This window comes from Methylocystis sp. IM3 (genome assembly GCF_038070105.1).
In the GTDB taxonomy this organism is placed as follows: Bacteria; Pseudomonadota; Alphaproteobacteria; order Rhizobiales; family Beijerinckiaceae; genus Methylocystis.
In genome coordinates this window covers 1,365,688-1,383,829 of record NZ_JBBPBZ010000002.1, presented here as the reverse complement: position 1 = coordinate 1,383,829, position 18,142 = coordinate 1,365,688, and the positions used below count along the sequence as shown (strand labels likewise).

Sequence of the window (18,142 nt, the reverse complement as noted above, 5' to 3'; positions counted from 1 at the left end):
TGCCCCTCCGGCGGTTTGCTGTATAGGAAAGCCTGACCAATGCGCGAGGGCCGGTAGCTCAATTGGTTAGAGCCGTCCGCTCATAACGGACTGGTTGGGGGTTCAAGTCCCTCCCGGCCTACCAAAACATCAGCCGAACACGCGGTCGCCCGTGCAGACGCCTTCGCCCTCGATGCGCCGGCCGATCTTTCGGATTGGCGTTAGCTCACCCATTATTACATTCCGGCGCGGGACATTCGGCCCCGATGAGGCATGAGCGCCTGTCTTCGCAGCACAAATATTTGCACTCATCTTGCGACATGCCTTCGTCATAATAGGAACATCCGGCGAGGCATTGTCGGTAACTCCTGTCACAGGCTTGCGTCGTCGCAATAGAGCATGATTGCGCAAGCTGTTGCGTCCCCTCTGCTCGGCGTTCGGCGGCCGTGGGGCTCAAAGCCCCCAGAAGCACGGCAATCATTATTTGTGACCGCCCCATCGTCGCTCAACGCCCCGTTCGTCTAATGACGCCATCCTGTCCGGGCGTCTGCGTCTTTGCAAATCAACGTCAACGGCAGGGACATTTTGCCGCGCCGGGCCCAGCCGATCATGACATTGGATCCCTGTAAGACAATTGAGTAATTCGCCGAGAGCAACGCCATGCACGAACTCATCAAGGTGATGCTTGCCGAACTGAGACCGACCCAATGCGCCGTCGGCTATGAGGAAGTCGAGCTGAAGCGGCAAAGCTGGTCCAGCCGCACAACCGAGCAAAAATCCGATTACATCGCAAGCCGGCCTTTTCCGGCAGTTCTTGGACCCTGCAAAAGATACTTCATCATCGATGGCCACCATCTGGGACTGGCGCTCCTCAAAGAAGGGGTCGACTGGGTATGGGTCAGGCCGGTTGCAGATTTTTCGCGTCTGGGCGAGGACGATTTCTGGAAGCACATGGCGCAGAAGGGTTTTCTCTGCCCGTCCCCTGCGAATGCCGAGGAACAGCGCGCGGTTCCAGAACATCTGGAGGCGCTTGGCGACGATCCGTATCGCAGTCTAGTCGGCCGCCTGCGCCGCACCTGCGGATGTCCGAAGGACGGCTCCCCTTTCGCAGAATTCCGATGGGCCGATTTGCTGCGTCGTTACATAAGTCCCGAAAGCCTCCGCGCCCATCCGGATGCGACGCTCGCATCGGCGCGGGAGCTCGTGCGCAGAACGTTCTGTCCACATCTCTCCGCGCAGTGCCGCTGCGCCGATTGCGCATGAGGCTCATTCGCGAAACAATCCAGACACGATTACGCGCTTCTGCGGGCCGCCGCCAAAGGCCGGCTAGTTTTCGTCGACAACAAGTCGATTTCCATTTTTGCAATTTCAGACATCCCTTCCTCGGCGGGACTTGCCCGAAACGCAGACCGCTCAGACATCAAGGAGACATTTCCCAGCCGAGTCAGGGCGTTAATTTGGCGCTGCGCAGTTGCCGCAACTGCGTCAGCGCAGCGGCTCCGGGAACTCGCCGTTGCGGTGGGGCGGCTCATCGGCCACCGTATCGGCCTGGAGCCGCCCCCGCCTGACGGGCCCATCCACGGGTTCGACCTTCGGCTGGCGCCATGCCTTTGGCGGCGCGCGGCTCTTTATCATCCATTGGCGCAGGGCATGATCGCTCGCCTGGTTTTCGGCCGCGGGGAAGATCGTGCCAAAAGGTCTGAGCAGCGAAAGAATAGACTGCCCTTGTCCCCTCGATCCTCGATTTCCGCCAGAGGTCCAGTTCGACCTGTTGGTCGAAGGGTCGTCGCTCGACAAACTCGCGCGACAAGGCGATCTGATCCGCTGTGTGGACATCGAACGCAGCCGGGTGAGAATTGAAAACGGCGATATTGTCGTGATCGAGAGATCGAGAGGCGAGGCCCTGGAGCTATTGGGCAAGCGCGTGCTGAAACAATGCGACCAAGTTGAGCTCTGGTCGGAAAGCAACCACGAGTTCTGGCGCGAACCGGTCATTCGCAAGGATCAAGACAGCGGAATACGCATCGTCGCGAAAGTGCTATACGCCTATCGCAAACGATAGTGGCTCAGACGAATGCTCTTTTTAGATTTCCTGTGGTCTCAACGAGTGTAACGGCATAGCCACAACCCGTCCCTTTTCGTTTTTTCGGGAAGCTGGGCGGCGTCGCTTTCTTTCAGGTAGTTTATTGTAAAACATACCAGTTCCACCCATCCGATCGCCGCCCCCGTCCGGTTCCCCATATTGAAGTGGCGCCCCTGCCGCTGTAGCCATCGTCTGCTCCTCAATTCGAAGAAGATCAGATGGGCGGTTGCTGCGTCAGAGAGTTACCCGGAAAGCTGCGCGCCTTCCGCCCCGCCACCAAGGAGCAAAGTCTCGCAAAGCGCGCGTTTCGCCTGCACGCGCGCGCCCTTCTTCCGTTGCTGACGCTTGCCGCCTGCCCCTCGCTCGCATCCGAACCGCCGCGAAAAAGCGAGGAAACGACCGATCTGACGCGAGCATGGCTGGATGCGGTCACGGCGGACGGCTTCCTCGATGGCGGCGTCGTGATCAACCCCGCCCTGCCGGCAAACGGACTGAATTTCGGCCAGTTCTACACGGACCGGGCCAATACGCCCCAATTCAACCAGGGCGCCCTCATCATTCAGCGGCCGCTCGACCCAGATCGTAACAGCCTGAACTTCGGGTTCAAATTCGAAGGCGTCGTCGGCACGGATCTGCGCTATTCGACATTGATCGGCGAGACGGAATATCTTATCCGCGACCGCACGCAGTTCGGCGTTCTGGAGGCCAACGCGCTCATTCATCTGCCTATCCTCACAAGAGGAGGCGTCGATGTAAAGATCGGCCAGTTCTTCACCTACAATGGCGCCGAAGTTTTCAACGCCAAGGACAATATCTTCTACACGCATTCCTACAGTTATAATTTCGGTCCTTTTTTCCATACCGGAATAATGACCCAGACCGAGGTCAATGACTGGCTGAATGTCTATGTCGGCCTCACCACCGGCGTCGACACATCGATCGGCTGGCCCGGAGATAACAACAATTCGCCCTCACTTCATGGCGGGTTCTCAGCGGCGTTCCTCGATGGCCGCTTGACCCTCACCGCCATCACCCACGCAGGCCCGGAAAACCCGTCGACGAAGGACCCGCTGCTCGTGGGCTACCCCAATGGCGTGCCGGGCGGCATTCCGGCGGCATGCGTCTGCGCGCCGAGTTCGACCTGGCGCTATTACAACAATGTCGTCCTCCAATGGAAAGCGACGGAGGATGTGACATTCGGCGCGGACATCAGCTTTTATAGAGAAGACGGCTGGAACCCGATCTCCGTTACGGGCGCGCCCTTCAGCGCGTTGAACGCGCTCGGCGCCACTTTTGGATTCAATCCGGCGCTGATCCCCAAACGGGCGCAGGGTGCGAATGCGTATGGCGTCGCGGGCTATGGATCCTACAAACTGTCCGACCTCGTGAAGCTCAACACGCGCCTCGAGTTCTGGCGCGACAGCAACAATTTCTTTGCAGCCGCCTACCCCGGTTATTTCGATTACTCGAACGCCTTGCACGGCTTACCCGCGCCGTCCGTCGCGACGCAGCCTGCCGGTCAGGGCACGACCTATTATGAAATGACTTTCGGCGCGACGATCGCGCCAAAGATCGAGAACATTCCGTCTCTCTCGGAGCTCATCCTGCGGCCGGAGATCCGCTTCGATTTTGCGCCGACTGGCGCGCCGCCCTTTTTCGGGCCCAGTGACGGCGAGCGGCGGCGCTCGCAAACCCTCGTCTCATTCGACGTGATCCTGCCCTTCTCCCTGCGATAGCCGCGGCGAGTCCGGGGCCATTGACGTGCGTGCGGCCAAGATCGTCGCGCGCTGGCGCCATCCATCGCGACGCAACCGGCCACCTTGGATCGACGAAACTCGCCCTGTGTGGATCTAGGAGGTCCGGCGCATACGTGCTTAATTTTTGCTCATAATGATCATTATGTGATCAGTGATTTGCTTGCATATGAGGCAATCTGCCCATTGCATAGGACCTGCACCTTACGGGGAGGTGGCGCCATGAAGACGAGAAAAGCGTGTTTTCTCATGAGCCTCGGCGTCTCCGCTCTGCTTGGTCCGCTGACGGGGGCCGAAGCCGCATCGACGCGAATCCATCTGCATCATTCCGATTTCTATGCGCGCGCGCCTGAGAGCTTCGACGCCGACCGTCGTCCCGGCGGCGAGGGCGTCACGCCCGCCGGCGCCTGTTACGTCAGCCTGAGCGCGACCGAGGCGACGCGCGGCATCCGGCACTGGACGGGCAAATGCTGAACGAATTCTCGAAGGGGGAGAATACGATGAACCGTGGGAAAATCTTTCTTATCGCCCTGGCGATCGTTTCGGGCCTGTCGCCCGCCGCGCTCGCATCTCCGAAACATCATGCGCACGCCAGGGATTTTTACGCACGGGCGACCGATGACGTCGAGATCGCCCCGACGCTCGCCGTTCAAAAGGAAACGCATGGCGGCGGCGATTGCTTCAAGTCCCTCACGCCCGTGGAGCTCACGCGCGGAATTCGCCATTGGACAGGGAATTGCTGAGTCGCCAGCGGAGCGAGGGCAAAAGCCCTCATTCGCATTTCATCGCCGGTCCGATTCCCACTCTTTCCAGTTTCTTTCTCAGCGTGTTCCGGTTCAGGCCGAGAATTGCCGCCGCCTTCAGACGATTACCCCGCGTAGCGTCCAGAACCTTGCCGAATAACGGCTGTTCGATTTCCGCAAGGAGCTGATCGTAGAGGTTCTGGCTGCGGCCCTTGCCCGCGCCCAGATAGGCTTCGACGTAATTTTCGACTGCTCTCGCCAGCGCGCCTGCTTGCGCCGGCGTGGGCGCCTTTTCGGACTCGGACGGTAGTGCCTGGGCCCCGGAGACGCGGCGCGGCTCCTGCGCGAGCTCCGCCCTCACGCTGTCCTCGGTAATCGCGTCGCCGCCATACAAGAGGACGGCGCGGCGCAGAAAATTCCCCAGTTCGTGAATGTTGCCCGGCCAGTCGTGCTCCTTCATGCAGGCGAGCGCGTCGGCGCCGATGCGTTTTCGGGGCAGCCCTTCGCCCTCCGAGAGCATCAGGAAAGCCTCGGCGATTTCTGGCAAATCCTCGATCCTCTCCCTCAGCGGCGGCAGACGCAGCGGCGCGGCGCTCAGCCGATAAAACAAATCCTCGAGGAAAAGCCCTTCCTCGACCCGCCGCTGAAGGTTCTTGCGGGTGGAGGCGACGAGCCGCACATCGGCAGAGCCCGATTGCAGGAGCCACAGGAGTTGCGCCTGCGCGCGCGCCGAGAGATCCCCGACCTCTTCGAGATAAAGGACGCCGCCCCGCGCCTTCTCGAGCGGCCGATAGGATTGGCGATCTTCGGGCTCCTGCCATTCGAGAAAGGTCGCCATCCGATCATCCGACAAGGCGGAAACGTTGACGCCGACGAAGGAGCCCGCCTTGCGGCGGCCGGTTTTGTGCAGCGCCTCGGCGACGAGCTCGGCCCCCGCGCCCGCCTCGCCGATGATCAGAACCGGGCTGTCCGTCTCCGCGAGGCAGGAAAAGGCGCGCCGCAGCGCCTGTATCGCGGGAGATTTGCCGAGGAGTGGAACGCCTTCCTTCATGTCACCGATGTCGCGCGGTATTCCTGCATGATCCACCGCCTCCTGGCACAGCGCGACGAGCGCCTTCAGATCGAATGGCTTGTCGAGGCGAGCATGTATCTGAGGCGCATCGTCTCCTGGCCGCCGCAGAGACGACGACGGCGATTGCAACACAATGATCGGCAGATCCGGCCTCGACTTGCACAGCCGCCGCAGGAGATCGCTTCCCGCGTGGTCGAGAACGTCCTCGTCCGCGATGACGAGGTCGCCGCGGCTGTCCCGCGCCCAACCCCATAATTGTTCGGCCGCGTCAGTGGCGCGCGCCTCGAACCCAAAGCGCGTGAGCGCCTCGCCGACGATCGTTCTGATGGCTGCGCTTCTGTCCGCGACGAGCACGGTTCGTTTCACCAAGGGTTGTCTCATTCGTTTTCGCCGGAAGTTCGTCCGGACGCCAAGCAGAAATATTTCAGAAATATGTTATCTCAAGTTTCTCGTCTTGCAATGGTTCGGAGAGCAAAAAACATGACTGTATTCCCTGGAGCCAGATGAAATAATTATGGTGGACCCAAAAGTCGTCCTGGACCCAGCACTTCTCTGGATACTGACACCATCTCTCCAACGCCTCCGGCATATGACGTGAGACGATGAAAAGAGCTCGCGGTGGAGACGCTAACCTTTTTCGCTATCGAGATGCGCCATTTGGAGGGCCGGATAGCGCGTTCCGCAGACGGAACCCGAGAGGCGATCGAGGGCAACGATGTCTTGAGGTTCGATCGAGAGGCGTATCGCCGCAAGCGCGTCTGCGAGCTGATCGGGACGTCTTGCGCCAATAATCGGCACGATATCCGTCCCGCGTGACAGCGCCCAGGCGATGGCAATCTGCGCGACGGTGACGTGATGCGCCTCGGCGACCGTCCTGACCTCCACGAGCTGGAGATTCCTTTCCACATTCTCCGCGCGGAATCTCGGAATCAGCGCGCGATAATCGCCCGGCGAAGTCACGCGGTTCTTCGTCCAATGGCCGCCGAGGAGGCCGCGGCCCAGAACGCCGTAGGCCGTTATCGAGACCCCGAGCTCCCGGCAGGTCGGGAGGATGGATGTCTCTATATCTCGAGACAGCAATCCATATTCGATCTGCAAATCGACGATGGGGTGGACGGCGGCCGCGCGGCGCAGCGTGTCCGAGCCGGCTTCCGAGAGGCCGATGAAACGCACATAGCCGGCTCTGACCAGATCCGCGACGGCGCCGATGGTCTCCTCGATCGGAACGGCTGGATCGAGACGTGCCGGGCGGTAGATGTCGATGCAATCCACGCCGAGCCGCTTCAATGAATAGGCGAGGAAGTTCTTCACGGCCGCCGGACGCCCGTCGAAGCCGGTCCACGCGCCCGAAGGGTCGCGCAGGGCGCCGAATTTCACGCTCAGCAGGATCGACTCCCGCCGGTAGGGCTTTATCGCCTCGCCGACCAGAAGCTCATTATCGCCCATGCCGTAGAAATCGCCCGTATCGAAGAGGGTCACCCCCGCGTCGATCGCGGCCCGTATCGTCGCGACCCCCGCGGCACGATCCGAGGGGCCGTAAAGGTCGCTCATCCCCATGCAGCCCAAGCCGATTGCCGAGACCAGGGGGCCATTCGCGCCGAGTCTGCGCTGCAACATGAATTCTCTCCCTTCCGCTTCATCTAGGGCGAATCCCAGAAAGCTGAATAGGTCTAGCCTGATCGCAAAAGCCCGCATAAGTTGAAGTCAGCACGGACAAACATCCATCCTTTCGACGGGACTTGCGAATGAACGGCGAACATGAAGGTTTCAAGCGCAGTCTCGGCGTGCGCCAGATGCGTTTGCTCGCGCTCGGCTCCACGATCGGCGTGGGGCTTTTTCTCGGCTCCGCCTCGGCCATCAAGGTCGCCGGGCCGTCGATCATTCTGGCCTATCTCGTGGCCGGGGTGATGACCTTCTTCATCCTCCGCGCTCTGGGAGAGATGGCCATACATCACCCGGTAACGGGCTCCTTCGCCGCCTACGCCTCGCTCTATGTCAGCCCGTTTCTCGGTTATCTCGTCGGTTGGGGCTACTGGTTCTACTGGACCATCATCGCGATCGCGGAGGTCACCGCCGTCGGCATCTACATGCAATACTGGTTTCCGGGGTCCGGCCAATGGATATGGGCCTTTTCGGCGATCGCCATCATGGGGACCGTCAATCTTTTCACCGCCCGCGTTTTCGGCGAGTTCGAATTCTGGTTTGCGCTGATCAAGGTCGCGACCATTCTCATCATGATCGGGCTCGGTCTGTTCGTGATCCTGTTCGGCTTTCCCGGTGAATGGGCGCCTGTCGGCGTCTCCAATCTCACGAAGTTCGGCGGCTTCTTTCCGGCGGGGATCGCGGGATGTCTGCTCTCGATGCAGATGGTGGTCTATGCCTATGTCGGCGTGGAAATGATCGGCATCGCCGCCGGAGAAGCTGAAAAGCCGCAAACGACGATCCCCATGGCGATCAATTCCTTCGTCTGGCGCATCATCATCTTCTACGTCGGCGCGCTTTTCGTCATCCTCGCGATCTTCCCCTGGAACCGCATCGGTCTCGATGGCAGCCCCTTCGTGCAGGTCTTCCAGCGCATGGGCCTCGAGAGAGCGGCCGGACTCGTCAATTTCGTGGTCGTCACGGCGGCGCTTTCCTCCTGCAACGGCGGCATCTTCAGCAGCGGCAGGATTCTTTATACGCTCGCGGAGGCGCATCAGGCGCCCGCATGGTTCGGCCGCATCGCGCGAAACGGCATTCCGATCCGCGCCATGGTCATGACGGTCGCCTTCCTCTTCCTGGGCGCGGGGCTCAATTATTTCACGCCGGCGCAGGCTTTCGAATATCTCACCGCGGCCGTGACCTTCATCGGCATCCTGATCTGGCTCAGTATCCTCTACACGCATGTCTGCTTCCGCCGCCGCCTTGCCGAGGAGGGCCAATCCCTCCCCTCTTTCGCCGCGCCCTTTTGGCCCGTCTCGAGCCTGATCGCCGCTGCCTTTCTGATCGGCGTCGTCGGCATTCTGATCGTGGCGCCGGACACCCGCATCCCGGTGCTGATCGGCCTGCTGCTGCTCTGCCTGATCGCCGCGGCCTTCCGCTTCACGCCGGGGCAACGGGCGCAGGCGGCGCGGATCTCTGCGGCGCCGCCCTCCGCGCCGGTCTGACTGGGCCGCGAACTTGAAAGCCCTCTGGGTCGCCCAAGGTTTTAGACCACGACCCAGGGGTCCAAGTTGGACAGCGACCAGATCCTTCATCACCTCGGCGCACTGGCGGCCGCCTATCTGCTGGCCTTGCCGATCGGATGGGATCGCGAGCGCGCCGAGCGCAGCGCGGGCCTCCGGACGTTTCCGCTCGTCGCCATCGCCTCATGCGGATTCATTCAGGCCGCCGAGCCGCTGCTGCGAGACTCGCCGCAGGCGCTCGCGCGCGTGCTCGAGGGCATCGTCACCGGAATGGGCTTCATTGGCGGCGGCGCGATTTTGAAAACGGGCGAGATTGTCCATGGGACGGCGACCGCGGCGAGCCTTTGGGCCACGGGCGCAATGGGAGCCGCCGTCGCGCTCCGCGTCTACGACGTTGCAGTCATCATCGCCGTCACGACCTTTGCGACGCTCACGGCGATCAGGCCCTTCAAGCAGGAGGACGCGGGAGACAAAGGGGATCGGAAGCCGCCAGAGGCGACGCAAAATTAGCGCCGGCTCCGGCTCGCGCGATGGGGATGCGCGCCCTCCTCCGCATGGGTCGCGCCCGGCTGGCGGCGGCGGGAATGGAGTGAGATGACCGGCGGAATGCAGAACACATAACCGAGATAGAAGCACTCGCACATGACGTTCGAGATGTCCTCGAAATGCGCGGGCGACGCCTCGTCGTGATCGGGCGCGCACGAGAACACGTCGTAACCGCCGCCACGGCAAGCCGGCCCAAAGGATGAATATTGATAGCGCCAGCTGAACCGGCCTTCGCTTTCATCCAGCAGACGGGCGGCGATCAGGGAAAGCTGCGCCACGCCCATCTTGCGGAAAGTGCAATCGGCCCATTCGGGCGAGCAAGCGGCGAAGACTGCGGAGTCGCCCCGAACACGCTCGCCGCCATGGTCGACAAGCAGAAGGCGCATGAACCCGCTCCCAACGAAACGCAACACCTTTGGGGCAGGTTGTCATGTGTCGATATGAAGCAGCAATCAGTATAAATACGTACGAACGCGCGCGGCCGGTCGGCGCAGGATGACCAAGAGGCCACCCTGTCCGAAGGAGATCGCTGTTCAGGCTTAGTGCCGGAAGCCGATGGTGCGAACGGCCCCTTCGCAGGCCTCCTCGCAGCGTCGGCAAGCTTCCGCGCAAATCTTGCAGTGTCTGTGCTGAGACGCATGTCTCTCGCATTCTTCCGCGCAAAGGCGGCAGGCGACCGCGCATGTCTCCAGCATCGATCGAACGAGCTCCTCGTTCGAGCCGGTCCGCCGTGCGCCCGTCGCGCCGGTCGCAAAACAGACATCGGCGCAATCGAGGTTGAGACGGATGCACTGCTTCAACTGAGCCACATTGCTCTCGCCCAGACAGGCGTCAGCACAGGAGAGGCAAGACTGACCGCAATCGTAGCATTCCTCGATGCAGCGTATGAGGGCGTCGTTCACCTGGCCCTTCACGTCGGGGTGGGTGCTGATCATTTCCTGGACGTGCATGAGCGTCCCTCCCATCGTTGGAGACGAAAGGGATAACATCCACGTCTCAGGATTGTTTCGCCCCGGCGGAGGCGATCGGTCCTCGCCTGCTCCAAACCTGGCCTCCCGGCGAATAAAAAGGCAAGATTGGCGGGAACCGCGCTGGAGGAACGAGGCCGGCGTGGATTAAGCCATGATCATAGAAAGGAACAGCCATGCCAAAACAGGTCGGCACGATTCTCTACTGGGTTGGAATTGTCATGGCCACGCCATTCGTCCTGCTGATCGGCGTCTCGATCGCACGGATGTTTTCAGAAGGCGTTGAGCCCAAATATGTGAACTCCGCATTTCTGGGTCTGTTCGGCGCCATTTTCTCCTACGCCGTCGGATTCATGCTCAGGCACATGGTTACGCAGAACGCGGATCGGCGCTGAGCCCGCGCCTCCGGGCGATGCGCGCGGGAGCTCGGTCCCGCGCGATCCCCTAATCCTGCGCGAACAGATCGAAGTGCCGGTTGATCCCGGCCTGCACGAGATTGCCGTCGAATTTGGTGCGTGTCGCGAGGCCGTAATTATAGGCCACATTCGGCAGTCCGATATTGGCGCCGCTGAACCGCAGGGCGTTGTAGCCGGTCGCGGTAGCATTGCCGAGATTGTAGTAGAGATACTCCGCCTTGGCGCTCCAGTTCGGCATGAACATCCATTCGACGCCGCCGCCCGCCGTCCAGCCGATCAATGAATCCGCAAATTGCGCGCTCGACAGCGTCCAGTTCGACACGGTCGGATTGCCATTCGGCGCCGTGAACAAGGCGGTGTTGGAGATGACCCCGCCATAGGCGAGACCGCCCGTGCCATAGAGCTGCAGCGTCGCGGTCGGCAGATAGCCGAGCCGTCCGCGTATCGTGCCGAGATAATTCAGCGTCGTCGTGCGCTGTCCGTAATTGACATAGCGCGTCTTGCCCACGCCGATTACCGAGCCCTGCATCGTCGTGTCGGTATTGCCCGAGACGCCGCGCAGATCGGCTTCGAGGCCCGCGACGACGCCGGGATCGAAGCGCCAGTTCGCGCCCAGCTGGAGGCCGCCGACGAAGCCCGCGAGGCGGTTGCCGCCGTCAAGCAGCCGCGACGCCTGAGCAATCGGCTCGCTGGCCACAGTTGGCGAGACGGCCGCCGTCACTGTCTGGGTCGTCGGGTTCGACCAGGCGCCGCCGCCGTTCAGCCCCACGTAAATATCGCGCCAGCTCGGCGCCGGCGGCTTCCCGCCCGGCCCCACCGCGCCCCAAAGCTGCGTGACCGGGTCCTTGGTGATCGGCTGGCCGTCGCCGAAGGCGTTGGCCGTCGCTTCGAGATAGAAGAAGTCGGTCGGCTTCGAGGTCAGGCCCCAGGTCGTGCCGGTCTGCGTGACGCCAAAGGCCGCATTGGAATAAGGCGCCGGCCATTGCTGGAAGGCGACCGGCGGCGCGAAGCTCGACGTGAACGAACCTGGCCAGAAGCGCGCATAGCTCGCCGTGATGTTGACGAATTGCGACAGCTTGTAGCGGGCGCGAATATCGAACTCCGTGCCCAGAAACGAACCCCTGTTGCCGAGCGGCGCGAAAAGATTGGCGCGGTCCCAGGCGTTGGCGGGGCTTGCCAGCCAATAGGCGCTGAAGGCGGTGTCGATCTGCAGATTCTTCGCCGGCGTGAACTCAAGGCGGATCTTCGGGTCCTTGATGTTGTTCCAGGCGAAATAGTCGTTGCGCGAGAACGGCTGGTTGAAGCCGTAGAAAATATCGAAATTGCTGTTGGAATAGCTGAAGGGGCTGCCGCTGCCCGAGCCATAGGCATAGACCGTGCTGATGCGCGGTTTCCACGGATGGTCGGAGAAAGTGTAACCGAGCTCCAGGCCCCAGGCGAGCGCGTTGAAGGGCACGGTCACTTCGGCGCTGTTTTGCACGGTGACCTGCGCGATGGAGGTCGGAGTGAATTGAATGGCTGTGTTCGTGCCGAGATAAGGCGCCGCCGTTTGCAGGCGCCCGACGGCGCCGAACTGCTTGTTGATGTCGAAGTCGTAGTCGAAATTGCCGATCACGCCATACATGCGCAGGCCCGGCGCATAGGTCTCGCGATGCGTCTTCACCGCCGTCGAGGGATTGGACGGATCGCCATATTGAATGCGGCCGAGGTAATAGGGCTGGACCGTCACATACTCCGAGAAGCGGCGGAAGCTGAAGACGCTGCCGTAAACCCAGTTCTGCCAGTCGGGGCGGTCGAACTGATAGGGCAACCGAACGACCGGCCGCACGATGAAATTATCGAGGTCCCAGTCGTTGTCCTTCTTGCCGATCTTGACGCGGAAGCCGTCAAACGTATTCGTCGTGTTGCGAAACTCGTTTTCCGCGATCAGGCGGCGATCCAAAAGTTCGAAATGGAAGCGGCCGGCGCGCACGGTGAGCGGGCGGTCGTTGCCGCGCGGGTCCTTGCCGAAGGCGTCCTTGAAATAGAGCTCGCCATAGGCCGAGATCAGATCGGTCTGATTGATCTCTAGTCCCTGATATTGATAGATGCTGTTGAAGGCGCGGGAATCCTGAAACTCGACCACGGCCCGGAACGGGTCGAGAATGTTCTGGATGCCGAGATAGACCCTCGTGCGCGACAGCCAGAGCGAATTGGGAAAATATTTGCGCTGCGACGTCGGCGGCGAGGTCGTCGTGTCGGTCCACGGTCGATAATCATTCTGGCGATATTCGAAGCGCACGCGTGAATCGAGGCCGACATTGAGCCAATCGATTCCCTCGAACTGCGGATAGGTCTTGCCGAGATTGCGCACATAGGGCGGGATGTCCGGCTGCGGCTCGAGACGATATGCGCGCGTCGGCACGTAGTAGCTTTTGACGGCGGCGGCCGTGAGATCAGCGGCTTTAAGACCGGCGGCTTTCTGCTCACTCGCCTGCGGCTTCCCCTTCCCCGAAGATGCAGCCTCCTTGACAGAGTCCTGCGCCTTTCCCTCTTCGGCGGCAGCGCCGAGGGGCGCCGCTGCGAATAGCATGACGCCCCAGGCGGCGCCGCTCATCCAGCCATCCATCTTGCGCACCATGCGCCGCCCCCTACTGGCCAGCCTGCCCCAAATCCTAGTGCAATACGGCGAAGCCCTGCTCGCCAAAGATTCGCTTTGCGGCTGCGCTTTTCAGAAAAGCGAAAAGCTTTGCTGGCGCATCGCCCTGCGCGGTCGAGGCCAGGGCCGCCGGGTAGACGATCGGTGGATGGGAATCGTCCGGAAAAGCCGCGACGATCTTCACATTGGTCTCGGACCTGGCGTCAGTGAGATAGACAATGCCGAGCGGGGCTTCGTCGCGGGCGACGAACATCAGCGCCGCGCGCACATTGTCGGTGAACGCGAAATGAGGCTCCGCCACCGCCCACAGGCCAAGCTTCTCCAGGGCGGCCTTCGCATATTTGCCCACGGGAACCGAAGCCGGGTCGCCGGTCGCGATCTTGCCAGCGCCGACCGCCGCCGCGAAGGCCTGCGGAGTGAACGGCAGTTGCTGAATCTTCGACGTCTTCGGCGCGACGACGACCAGCGTATTGCCGAGAAGATTCGTGCGCGTGTCCGACTGGATGAGATTCTTTTGCGCGAGATAGTCCATGGAGGCGGCGTCTGCCGAGAAGAAAACATCGGCCGGGGCGCCCGCCTCGATCTGCTTCGCGAGCGCCATCGATCCTCCATAGCTGACCTTCAGTTCGAGGCCGGTCTCATTCGAGAAATCCGCCGAGACGGCGTCGAGCGCGTTCTTCAGGCTCGCTGCGGCGAAGACCGTAACCGACGACGAGGCGGCCGCCCTGGCCTCGGCAAGCTTGGGCGCAGAAGCGAGAATCAGCGCCAGCGCAAGCGCAATCCGAAGAAATCGAATCACCGGAAACTCCTCAAGGTCAGTCGCGAGCTGTTACGGCCCGCCTTCTTCGACTCGGCAAATATATGCATACATTGAGAGCTATCCCGGAGTCATCCGTAAATTTCACATATCTCGACATATCTTCGGTCATTCAACGCACCCAGCCATACGCCGGTCTTGCCGCACCTTCTGGGGCCATGCAAAGATTACGCTGATCTCCGGAAGGAATGCATGGCGAGTTCCGAATATTTCACGACACGGGAGCTTGCCGCACTGCTCCGCGTGAAGGAGCGCAAGGTCTATGACCTGGTCGCCGAAAAGGCGCTGCCGGTCCGGCGGGTGACTGGCAAACTGCTGTTTCCAAGAGAGGAGATCGAGGCCTGGATCGCGGCAAGCGCGGCGAGGACGACGGCTGCGGCCGCCCCGGCGCCGACGCTGCATGGGGTCCCGCCGGTCATGGCCGGGGGGCACGACCCGCTTCTGGAATGGGCGCTCAAGGAATCGCGATCCGGCATCGCCGCGCTGCTCGACGGGGCGCTCGACGGCATGGCCCGCTTCCAAACGCGTGGCTGCCTTGCCGCTGGCCTGCATATTCCGGCCGCGCGGCTCTCGGAATGGAATGTCGACGCCGTGTCGGAAGCCTTCGGACACGAAGCGGTCGTGCTGATCGAATGGGCCAAGCGCACGCGCGGGCTGATGTATCGCCCTTCAGAAAAGCGCGCCATTCGGACGCTTGCCGATATCGGCCCCTTGAGATTTCAATCGCGCCAGCCAGAGGCCGGTAGCGAACTCATTCTCGCGGAGCTGCTCGAGAGAGAGGGAGTGCCGAACACATCCCTCAACAGGGTCGAGGCGGTGGAGCGATCAGAGACAGATCTCGCCATGGCGATCGCCGCGGGACGCGCGGACATCGGTCTCGGGATCGAAGCGGCAGCCCGGCAGCTCCAGCTCGAATTTACGCCTATGGTGGTGGAGCGGTTCGATCTGCTCGTGTGGCGCAAGGCCTATTTCGATCCGCCGTTCCAGAAGCTTATGCATTTCTGCAGGAGCGAGGCGTTTCGAAAGCGCGCCGAAGCTTTCGGCGGCTATGACTGTTCACAGTTCGGCGTCGTTCATTTCAACGGGCCATGACCCCTGCGCTGATTTTGCAAAGGCGAAGGATCTGAGAAAGCTCCGCCGCGGCCCATCGGAACCGCGGCGGGGAACGAGAGAGGCGTTCGCTTTGGGCGCGCGCCGTACCTGACGCCCATGCTTGCTTGGCGCCAGGCTACTTGGCGCCCGGTTACTTCGCGCTCATGCAATCGGCTTCGGCCTTGGCGAAGGCCTCGGGACGCGCTTCCTTCTTCTCCGGGCGGCCGGGCTGGATGGCGCCGGTCGACAGCGCGCGCAGATACACATAAAGGTCGTCGATGTAGCAGACGGCGTTCTTGTTGTCGGCGAAGGCCGGCATGACGCTGTTGCCGTTCTGGCGGCCGCCGATGACGATGCCGGCGAATTCCGCATAGTTGAAGCGCTTGACCGAATCCTTCAGCGCCGGCGCATAGGTCGAGCCGCCACCGTTCGGGCCATGGCAGACGTGGCATTCGGCGTGATAGCGGCGATAGCCCGAGAAAGTGTACCAGTCCACGGTGCCGTCGGCCGCGACATTATAGGTGGGATCGCCCTTCGCGTCGAAATATTTGCCGTCCGTCGATTTGACGGCCTTGGGGTCTCCGGGCGCCTCGGCCATCGCGGAGGTTCCCACAAAGCTCATGACGCCCAGGGCCAGCGCCCCGAAAAGCGACGATCTCATCACTCTTTCTCCTGCTCACACTCGACTGTCGTTAAAAGACGGCGCCCGGCGAAATCTCTTCGCCGAGCGCCCGTTTTCGATCTGTGCGGTCTGCCCTGCTCAGTTCGGCAGCGCGAACACGCTCAGCACGCCGCCGAGCGCCGTGTAATTGGCGAGCGAGGCGTAGTTGCCGACGGCGCCGAGGCCCTCGTTCGACTTGGAGAGGCCGGCCGCAAGGCCGATGCCCGCCCAGCCGCCGACGCCCGACAGCACCGCCACATACTGCTTGCCGCCCGCCTCATAGGTGATCACATTGCCGATGATGCCCGACGGGGTCTTATACTTGTAGAGCTCCTTGCCGGTCTTGGTGTCGACCGCCTTCAGATACCCCTCGAGCGTCCCGTAGAAGGTCACGCCGCCGTCCGTCGACGTCGCGCCGCCCCAAACCGAGAACTGCTCCTTGTTCGACCACACGATCTTGCCGACCTTGGCGTCCCAGGCAATGAAATTGCCCGTGTTGTTCGTGCCGTCGCCCAGCACCTTGCCCGCCGGATACATCTCCAGCGTCGCGCCGACGTAGGGCTGGCCCGCCGTGTAGCTCACGCGGAACGGCTCATAGTCCATGCAGACATGGTTCGTCGGCACCAGGAACAGGCCCGTCGCCGCGTCATAGGACGCCGGCTGCTGGTCCTTCGAACCCAGAGCCGCCGGGCAGACGTTCTGCGTGTTCGTGTCCTCGCCATTGTGCTGGGTCGAATATTTGTCCACGACCAGCGGGCGGCCGTAGGTCTTCGACGACTTGTCCATGTCGACCTTGGTCGCCCAGTTCACCGCCGGATCATACTTCTCGGCGACGAGCAGGTCGCCGTTGGTGCGGTCGAGCGTATAGGCGAAGCCGTTGCGGTCGAAGTGGACGAGCGTCTTGACCGTCTTGCCGCCGATCGGCTGGTCGGCCAAAACCATCTCGTTGATGCCGTCATAGTCCCACTCGTCGTGGGGCGTCATCTGATAGAGCCACTTGGTCTTGCCGGTGTCGAGGTCGCGCGCCCAGATGGTCATCGACCAGCGATTGTCGCCGGGACGCTGCACCGGGTTCCAGGTCGAGGGATTGCCCGAGCCGTAGTAAACGAGGTTCAGCTCCGGATCGTAGCTGTACCAGCCCCAGGTGGTGCCGCCGCCCGTCTGCCACTGGTCGCCCTGCCACGTGCTGATGCCCGAGTCCTTGCCGACCGGCTGGCCGAGATGGGTGGTCTTGTCGGGGTCGATCAGCGTGTCGGCGTCGGGGCCCATGGAGTAGCCGCGCCACACCTGCTTGCCGTCCTTCACCGAATAGGCGGTGATGTGGCCGCGCACGCCGAACTCGCCGCCGGCGATGCCGACGAGCACCTTGTCCTTGAAGACATGCGGCGCGGCGGTGGAGGTCTGGCCCTTCGACGGATCGCCGTTCTTCACCGACCAGACGAGCTTGCCGGTCTTGGCGTCGAGCGCGACGAGGGTGGTGTCGGCCTGGGCGAGGAAGATCTTGCCGTCGCCATAGGCGAGGCCGCGGTTGACCGTGTCGCAGCACATGACCGGCACGACCGACGGGTCCTGCTTGGGCTCATACTTCCACAGGATCTTGTGGTCCGGATCCTTCAGGTCGAGGGCGTAGACGATATTCGGGAAGGGCGTGTGCAAAAACATCACGTCGCCCACGACCAGCGGCGCGCCCTCGTGGCCGCGCAGCACGCCGGTCGAAAACTGCCAGGCGAGCTGAAGCTTGCCGACATTGTCGCCGGTGATCTGCTTCAGGGCCGAGTGACGGACATTGGCGTAGTCGCCCGTCGGCGACACCCATTGCTTCGCGTCCTTCTGCAGCGCGAGCAACTCGTCGGAGGACGAAGAGGCGGCGGCGGAAGCGGCCGGGGCGGCGGGAGCGGCCGGCGCCATTTTCGCGGCGTCTTCCGGCGAGAGCTGCCACTTCTGGGCGTAGGACTGGCCCGATGTCACAAGCGCGAGGATACAAACTGAAGCCGACAGCAACAGCTTTCGCATAAGCTTTCCCTCCCAAAGACGGTTTTTATCGGCGACCGCTTTGCGGAGCCGGCGCTCTCTTACGTCATTTCAAAAGAGAAAACCAGAGCGGGCAGACAGCCGCGCGCTTGGGATTCGCGCGATTTTCGAGAAGAAAAGACCCCCGGAAGACTTTCCCGGAGGCCCATGATCAAGCTGCCGCTGGCGTTGCGAGGAC

Annotated in this window: 17 protein-coding genes and 1 tRNA gene; 10 read left to right on the top strand and 8 right to left on the bottom strand. The window is 62.1% G+C overall.

The features are described 5' to 3' along the window. Nucleotides 1–47: 47 nt before the first annotated feature. The 6 genes from WOC76_RS08540 to WOC76_RS08515 all read left to right on the top strand — a co-directional run bounded on the left by WOC76_RS08540 (nt 48) and on the right by WOC76_RS08515 (nt 4,559). Nucleotides 48–124: transfer RNA gene (locus tag WOC76_RS08540), tRNA-Ile, on the top strand. Between the two features lie 515 nt (nt 125–639). Next, the gene (locus tag WOC76_RS08535; protein ID WP_341107595.1) at nt 640–1,242 is read left to right on the top strand and encodes a ParB-like protein; all 603 of its coding nucleotides are present in this window, start codon (nt 640–642) and stop codon (nt 1,240–1,242) included. Between the two features lie 424 nt (nt 1,243–1,666). Then, nucleotides 1,667–2,041 (top strand): S24 family peptidase, encoded by a 375-nt coding sequence (locus tag WOC76_RS08530; protein ID WP_341107597.1) that lies wholly within the window; start codon nt 1,667–1,669, stop codon nt 2,039–2,041. Between the two features lie 239 nt (nt 2,042–2,280). Beyond that, complete coding sequence (locus WOC76_RS08525; protein ID WP_341107598.1) at nt 2,281–3,798, top strand: outer membrane beta-barrel protein; 1,518 nt, start codon at nt 2,281–2,283, stop codon at nt 3,796–3,798. 240 nt (nt 3,799–4,038) lie between these two features. Further along, nucleotides 4,039–4,290, top strand: a complete 252-nt coding sequence (locus WOC76_RS08520; RefSeq protein ID WP_341387978.1) for a hypothetical protein — start codon at nt 4,039–4,041, stop codon at nt 4,288–4,290. A gap of 26 nt (nt 4,291–4,316) precedes the next feature. Further along, complete coding sequence (locus tag WOC76_RS08515; RefSeq protein ID WP_341107600.1) at nt 4,317–4,559, top strand: hypothetical protein; 243 nt, start codon at nt 4,317–4,319, stop codon at nt 4,557–4,559. A gap of 28 nt (nt 4,560–4,587) precedes the next feature. Here the strand turns inward: WOC76_RS08515 and WOC76_RS08510 are convergent, their stop codons facing one another. After that, a complete protein-coding gene (locus WOC76_RS08510) occupies nt 4,588–6,012 on the bottom strand; it encodes a sigma-54-dependent transcriptional regulator (RefSeq protein ID WP_341107602.1) in 1,425 nt (474 codons plus the stop codon). Between the two features lie 246 nt (nt 6,013–6,258). Then, the gene (locus WOC76_RS08505; protein WP_341107605.1) at nt 6,259–7,248 is read right to left on the bottom strand and encodes an aldo/keto reductase; all 990 of its coding nucleotides are present in this window, start codon (nt 7,246–7,248) and stop codon (nt 6,259–6,261) included. A 128-nt stretch (nt 7,249–7,376) separates the two neighbouring features. Between WOC76_RS08505 and WOC76_RS08500 the strand changes: the two genes are divergently transcribed. Further along, nucleotides 7,377–8,777 (top strand): amino acid permease, encoded by a 1,401-nt coding sequence (locus WOC76_RS08500; RefSeq protein ID WP_341107607.1) that lies wholly within the window; start codon nt 7,377–7,379, stop codon nt 8,775–8,777. A 66-nt stretch (nt 8,778–8,843) separates the two neighbouring features. Continuing rightward, nucleotides 8,844–9,305: an MgtC/SapB family protein gene (locus WOC76_RS08495; RefSeq protein ID WP_341107608.1), complete on the top strand. Its 462-nt coding sequence runs from the start codon at nt 8,844–8,846 to the stop codon at nt 9,303–9,305. Here WOC76_RS08495 and WOC76_RS08490 read toward each other — a convergent pair. Together WOC76_RS08490 and WOC76_RS08485 are read right to left on the bottom strand one after the other, a co-directional pair. After that, on the bottom strand, nt 9,302–9,727 hold the full coding sequence (locus WOC76_RS08490; RefSeq protein ID WP_341107609.1) for a hypothetical protein: 426 nt from the start codon (nt 9,725–9,727) through the stop codon (nt 9,302–9,304). The two genes, WOC76_RS08495 and WOC76_RS08490, sit on opposite strands and share 4 nt — an antisense overlap. Nucleotides 9,728–9,880: 153 nt before the next feature. Then, on the bottom strand, nt 9,881–10,291 hold the full coding sequence (locus WOC76_RS08485) for a four-helix bundle copper-binding protein (protein ID WP_341107610.1): 411 nt from the start codon (nt 10,289–10,291) through the stop codon (nt 9,881–9,883). 194 nt (nt 10,292–10,485) lie between these two features. On the opposite strand from WOC76_RS08485, the gene WOC76_RS08480 reads away from it, so the two are divergent. Further along, on the top strand, nt 10,486–10,704 hold the full coding sequence (locus WOC76_RS08480) for a hypothetical protein (protein ID WP_341107611.1): 219 nt from the start codon (nt 10,486–10,488) through the stop codon (nt 10,702–10,704). A gap of 49 nt (nt 10,705–10,753) precedes the next feature. On the opposite strand, the gene WOC76_RS08475 is transcribed toward WOC76_RS08480, so the two are convergent. Continuing rightward, a complete protein-coding gene (locus WOC76_RS08475; protein ID WP_341431373.1) occupies nt 10,754–13,345 on the bottom strand; it encodes an alginate export family protein in 2,592 nt (863 codons plus the stop codon). 34 nt (nt 13,346–13,379) lie between these two features. Beyond that, nucleotides 13,380–14,162, bottom strand: coding sequence for a molybdate ABC transporter substrate-binding protein (gene modA / locus WOC76_RS08470; protein WP_341387974.1), 783 nt, complete (start codon nt 14,160–14,162; stop codon nt 13,380–13,382). Between the two features lie 210 nt (nt 14,163–14,372). Between modA and WOC76_RS08465 the strand changes: the two genes are divergently transcribed. Next, entirely contained in the window at nt 14,373–15,272 is a 900-nt protein-coding gene (locus tag WOC76_RS08465; protein ID WP_341107615.1) for a helix-turn-helix transcriptional regulator, read from the top strand. Nucleotides 15,273–15,423: 151 nt separating this feature from the next. Here the strand turns inward: WOC76_RS08465 and WOC76_RS08460 are convergent, their stop codons facing one another. Both WOC76_RS08460 and xoxF5 read right to left on the bottom strand, forming a co-directional pair. Further along, nucleotides 15,424–15,933, bottom strand: coding sequence for a c-type cytochrome, methanol metabolism-related (locus WOC76_RS08460; protein WP_341107616.1), 510 nt, complete (start codon nt 15,931–15,933; stop codon nt 15,424–15,426). A 99-nt stretch (nt 15,934–16,032) separates the two neighbouring features. After that, nucleotides 16,033–17,946: a lanthanide-dependent methanol dehydrogenase XoxF5 gene (gene xoxF5 / locus WOC76_RS08455; RefSeq protein WP_445730641.1), complete on the bottom strand. Its 1,914-nt coding sequence runs from the start codon at nt 17,944–17,946 to the stop codon at nt 16,033–16,035. Nucleotides 17,947–18,142: the final 196 nt, after the last annotated feature.

Excerpts from the sequence above, each read along its gene's own strand:
- WOC76_RS08500 (WP_341107607.1), top strand. The coding sequence starts at position 7,377 with ATGAACGGCGAACATGAAGGTTTCAAGCGCAGTCTCGGCGTGCGCCAG.
- WOC76_RS08525 (WP_341107598.1), top strand. The coding sequence starts at position 2,281 with ATGGGCGGTTGCTGCGTCAGAGAGTTACCCGGAAAGCTGCGCGCCTTC.
- WOC76_RS08535 (WP_341107595.1), top strand. The coding sequence starts at position 640 with ATGCACGAACTCATCAAGGTGATGCTTGCCGAACTGAGACCGACCCAA.
- WOC76_RS08480 (WP_341107611.1), top strand. The coding sequence starts at position 10,486 with ATGCCAAAACAGGTCGGCACGATTCTCTACTGGGTTGGAATTGTCATG.
- WOC76_RS08515 (WP_341107600.1), top strand. The coding sequence starts at position 4,317 with ATGAACCGTGGGAAAATCTTTCTTATCGCCCTGGCGATCGTTTCGGGC.
- WOC76_RS08520 (WP_341387978.1), top strand. The coding sequence starts at position 4,039 with ATGAAGACGAGAAAAGCGTGTTTTCTCATGAGCCTCGGCGTCTCCGCT.
- WOC76_RS08510 (WP_341107602.1), bottom strand. The coding sequence starts at position 6,012 with ATGAGACAACCCTTGGTGAAACGAACCGTGCTCGTCGCGGACAGAAGC.
- WOC76_RS08485 (WP_341107610.1), bottom strand. The coding sequence starts at position 10,291 with ATGCACGTCCAGGAAATGATCAGCACCCACCCCGACGTGAAGGGCCAG.
- WOC76_RS08490 (WP_341107609.1), bottom strand. The coding sequence starts at position 9,727 with ATGCGCCTTCTGCTTGTCGACCATGGCGGCGAGCGTGTTCGGGGCGAC.
- WOC76_RS08460 (WP_341107616.1), bottom strand. The coding sequence starts at position 15,933 with ATGAGATCGTCGCTTTTCGGGGCGCTGGCCCTGGGCGTCATGAGCTTT.
- WOC76_RS08465 (WP_341107615.1), top strand. The coding sequence starts at position 14,373 with ATGGCGAGTTCCGAATATTTCACGACACGGGAGCTTGCCGCACTGCTC.
- WOC76_RS08505 (WP_341107605.1), bottom strand. The coding sequence starts at position 7,248 with ATGTTGCAGCGCAGACTCGGCGCGAATGGCCCCCTGGTCTCGGCAATC.
- xoxF5 (WP_445730641.1), bottom strand. The coding sequence starts at position 17,946 with ATGCGAAAGCTGTTGCTGTCGGCTTCAGTTTGTATCCTCGCGCTTGTG.
- WOC76_RS08475 (WP_341431373.1), bottom strand. The coding sequence starts at position 13,345 with ATGGTGCGCAAGATGGATGGCTGGATGAGCGGCGCCGCCTGGGGCGTC.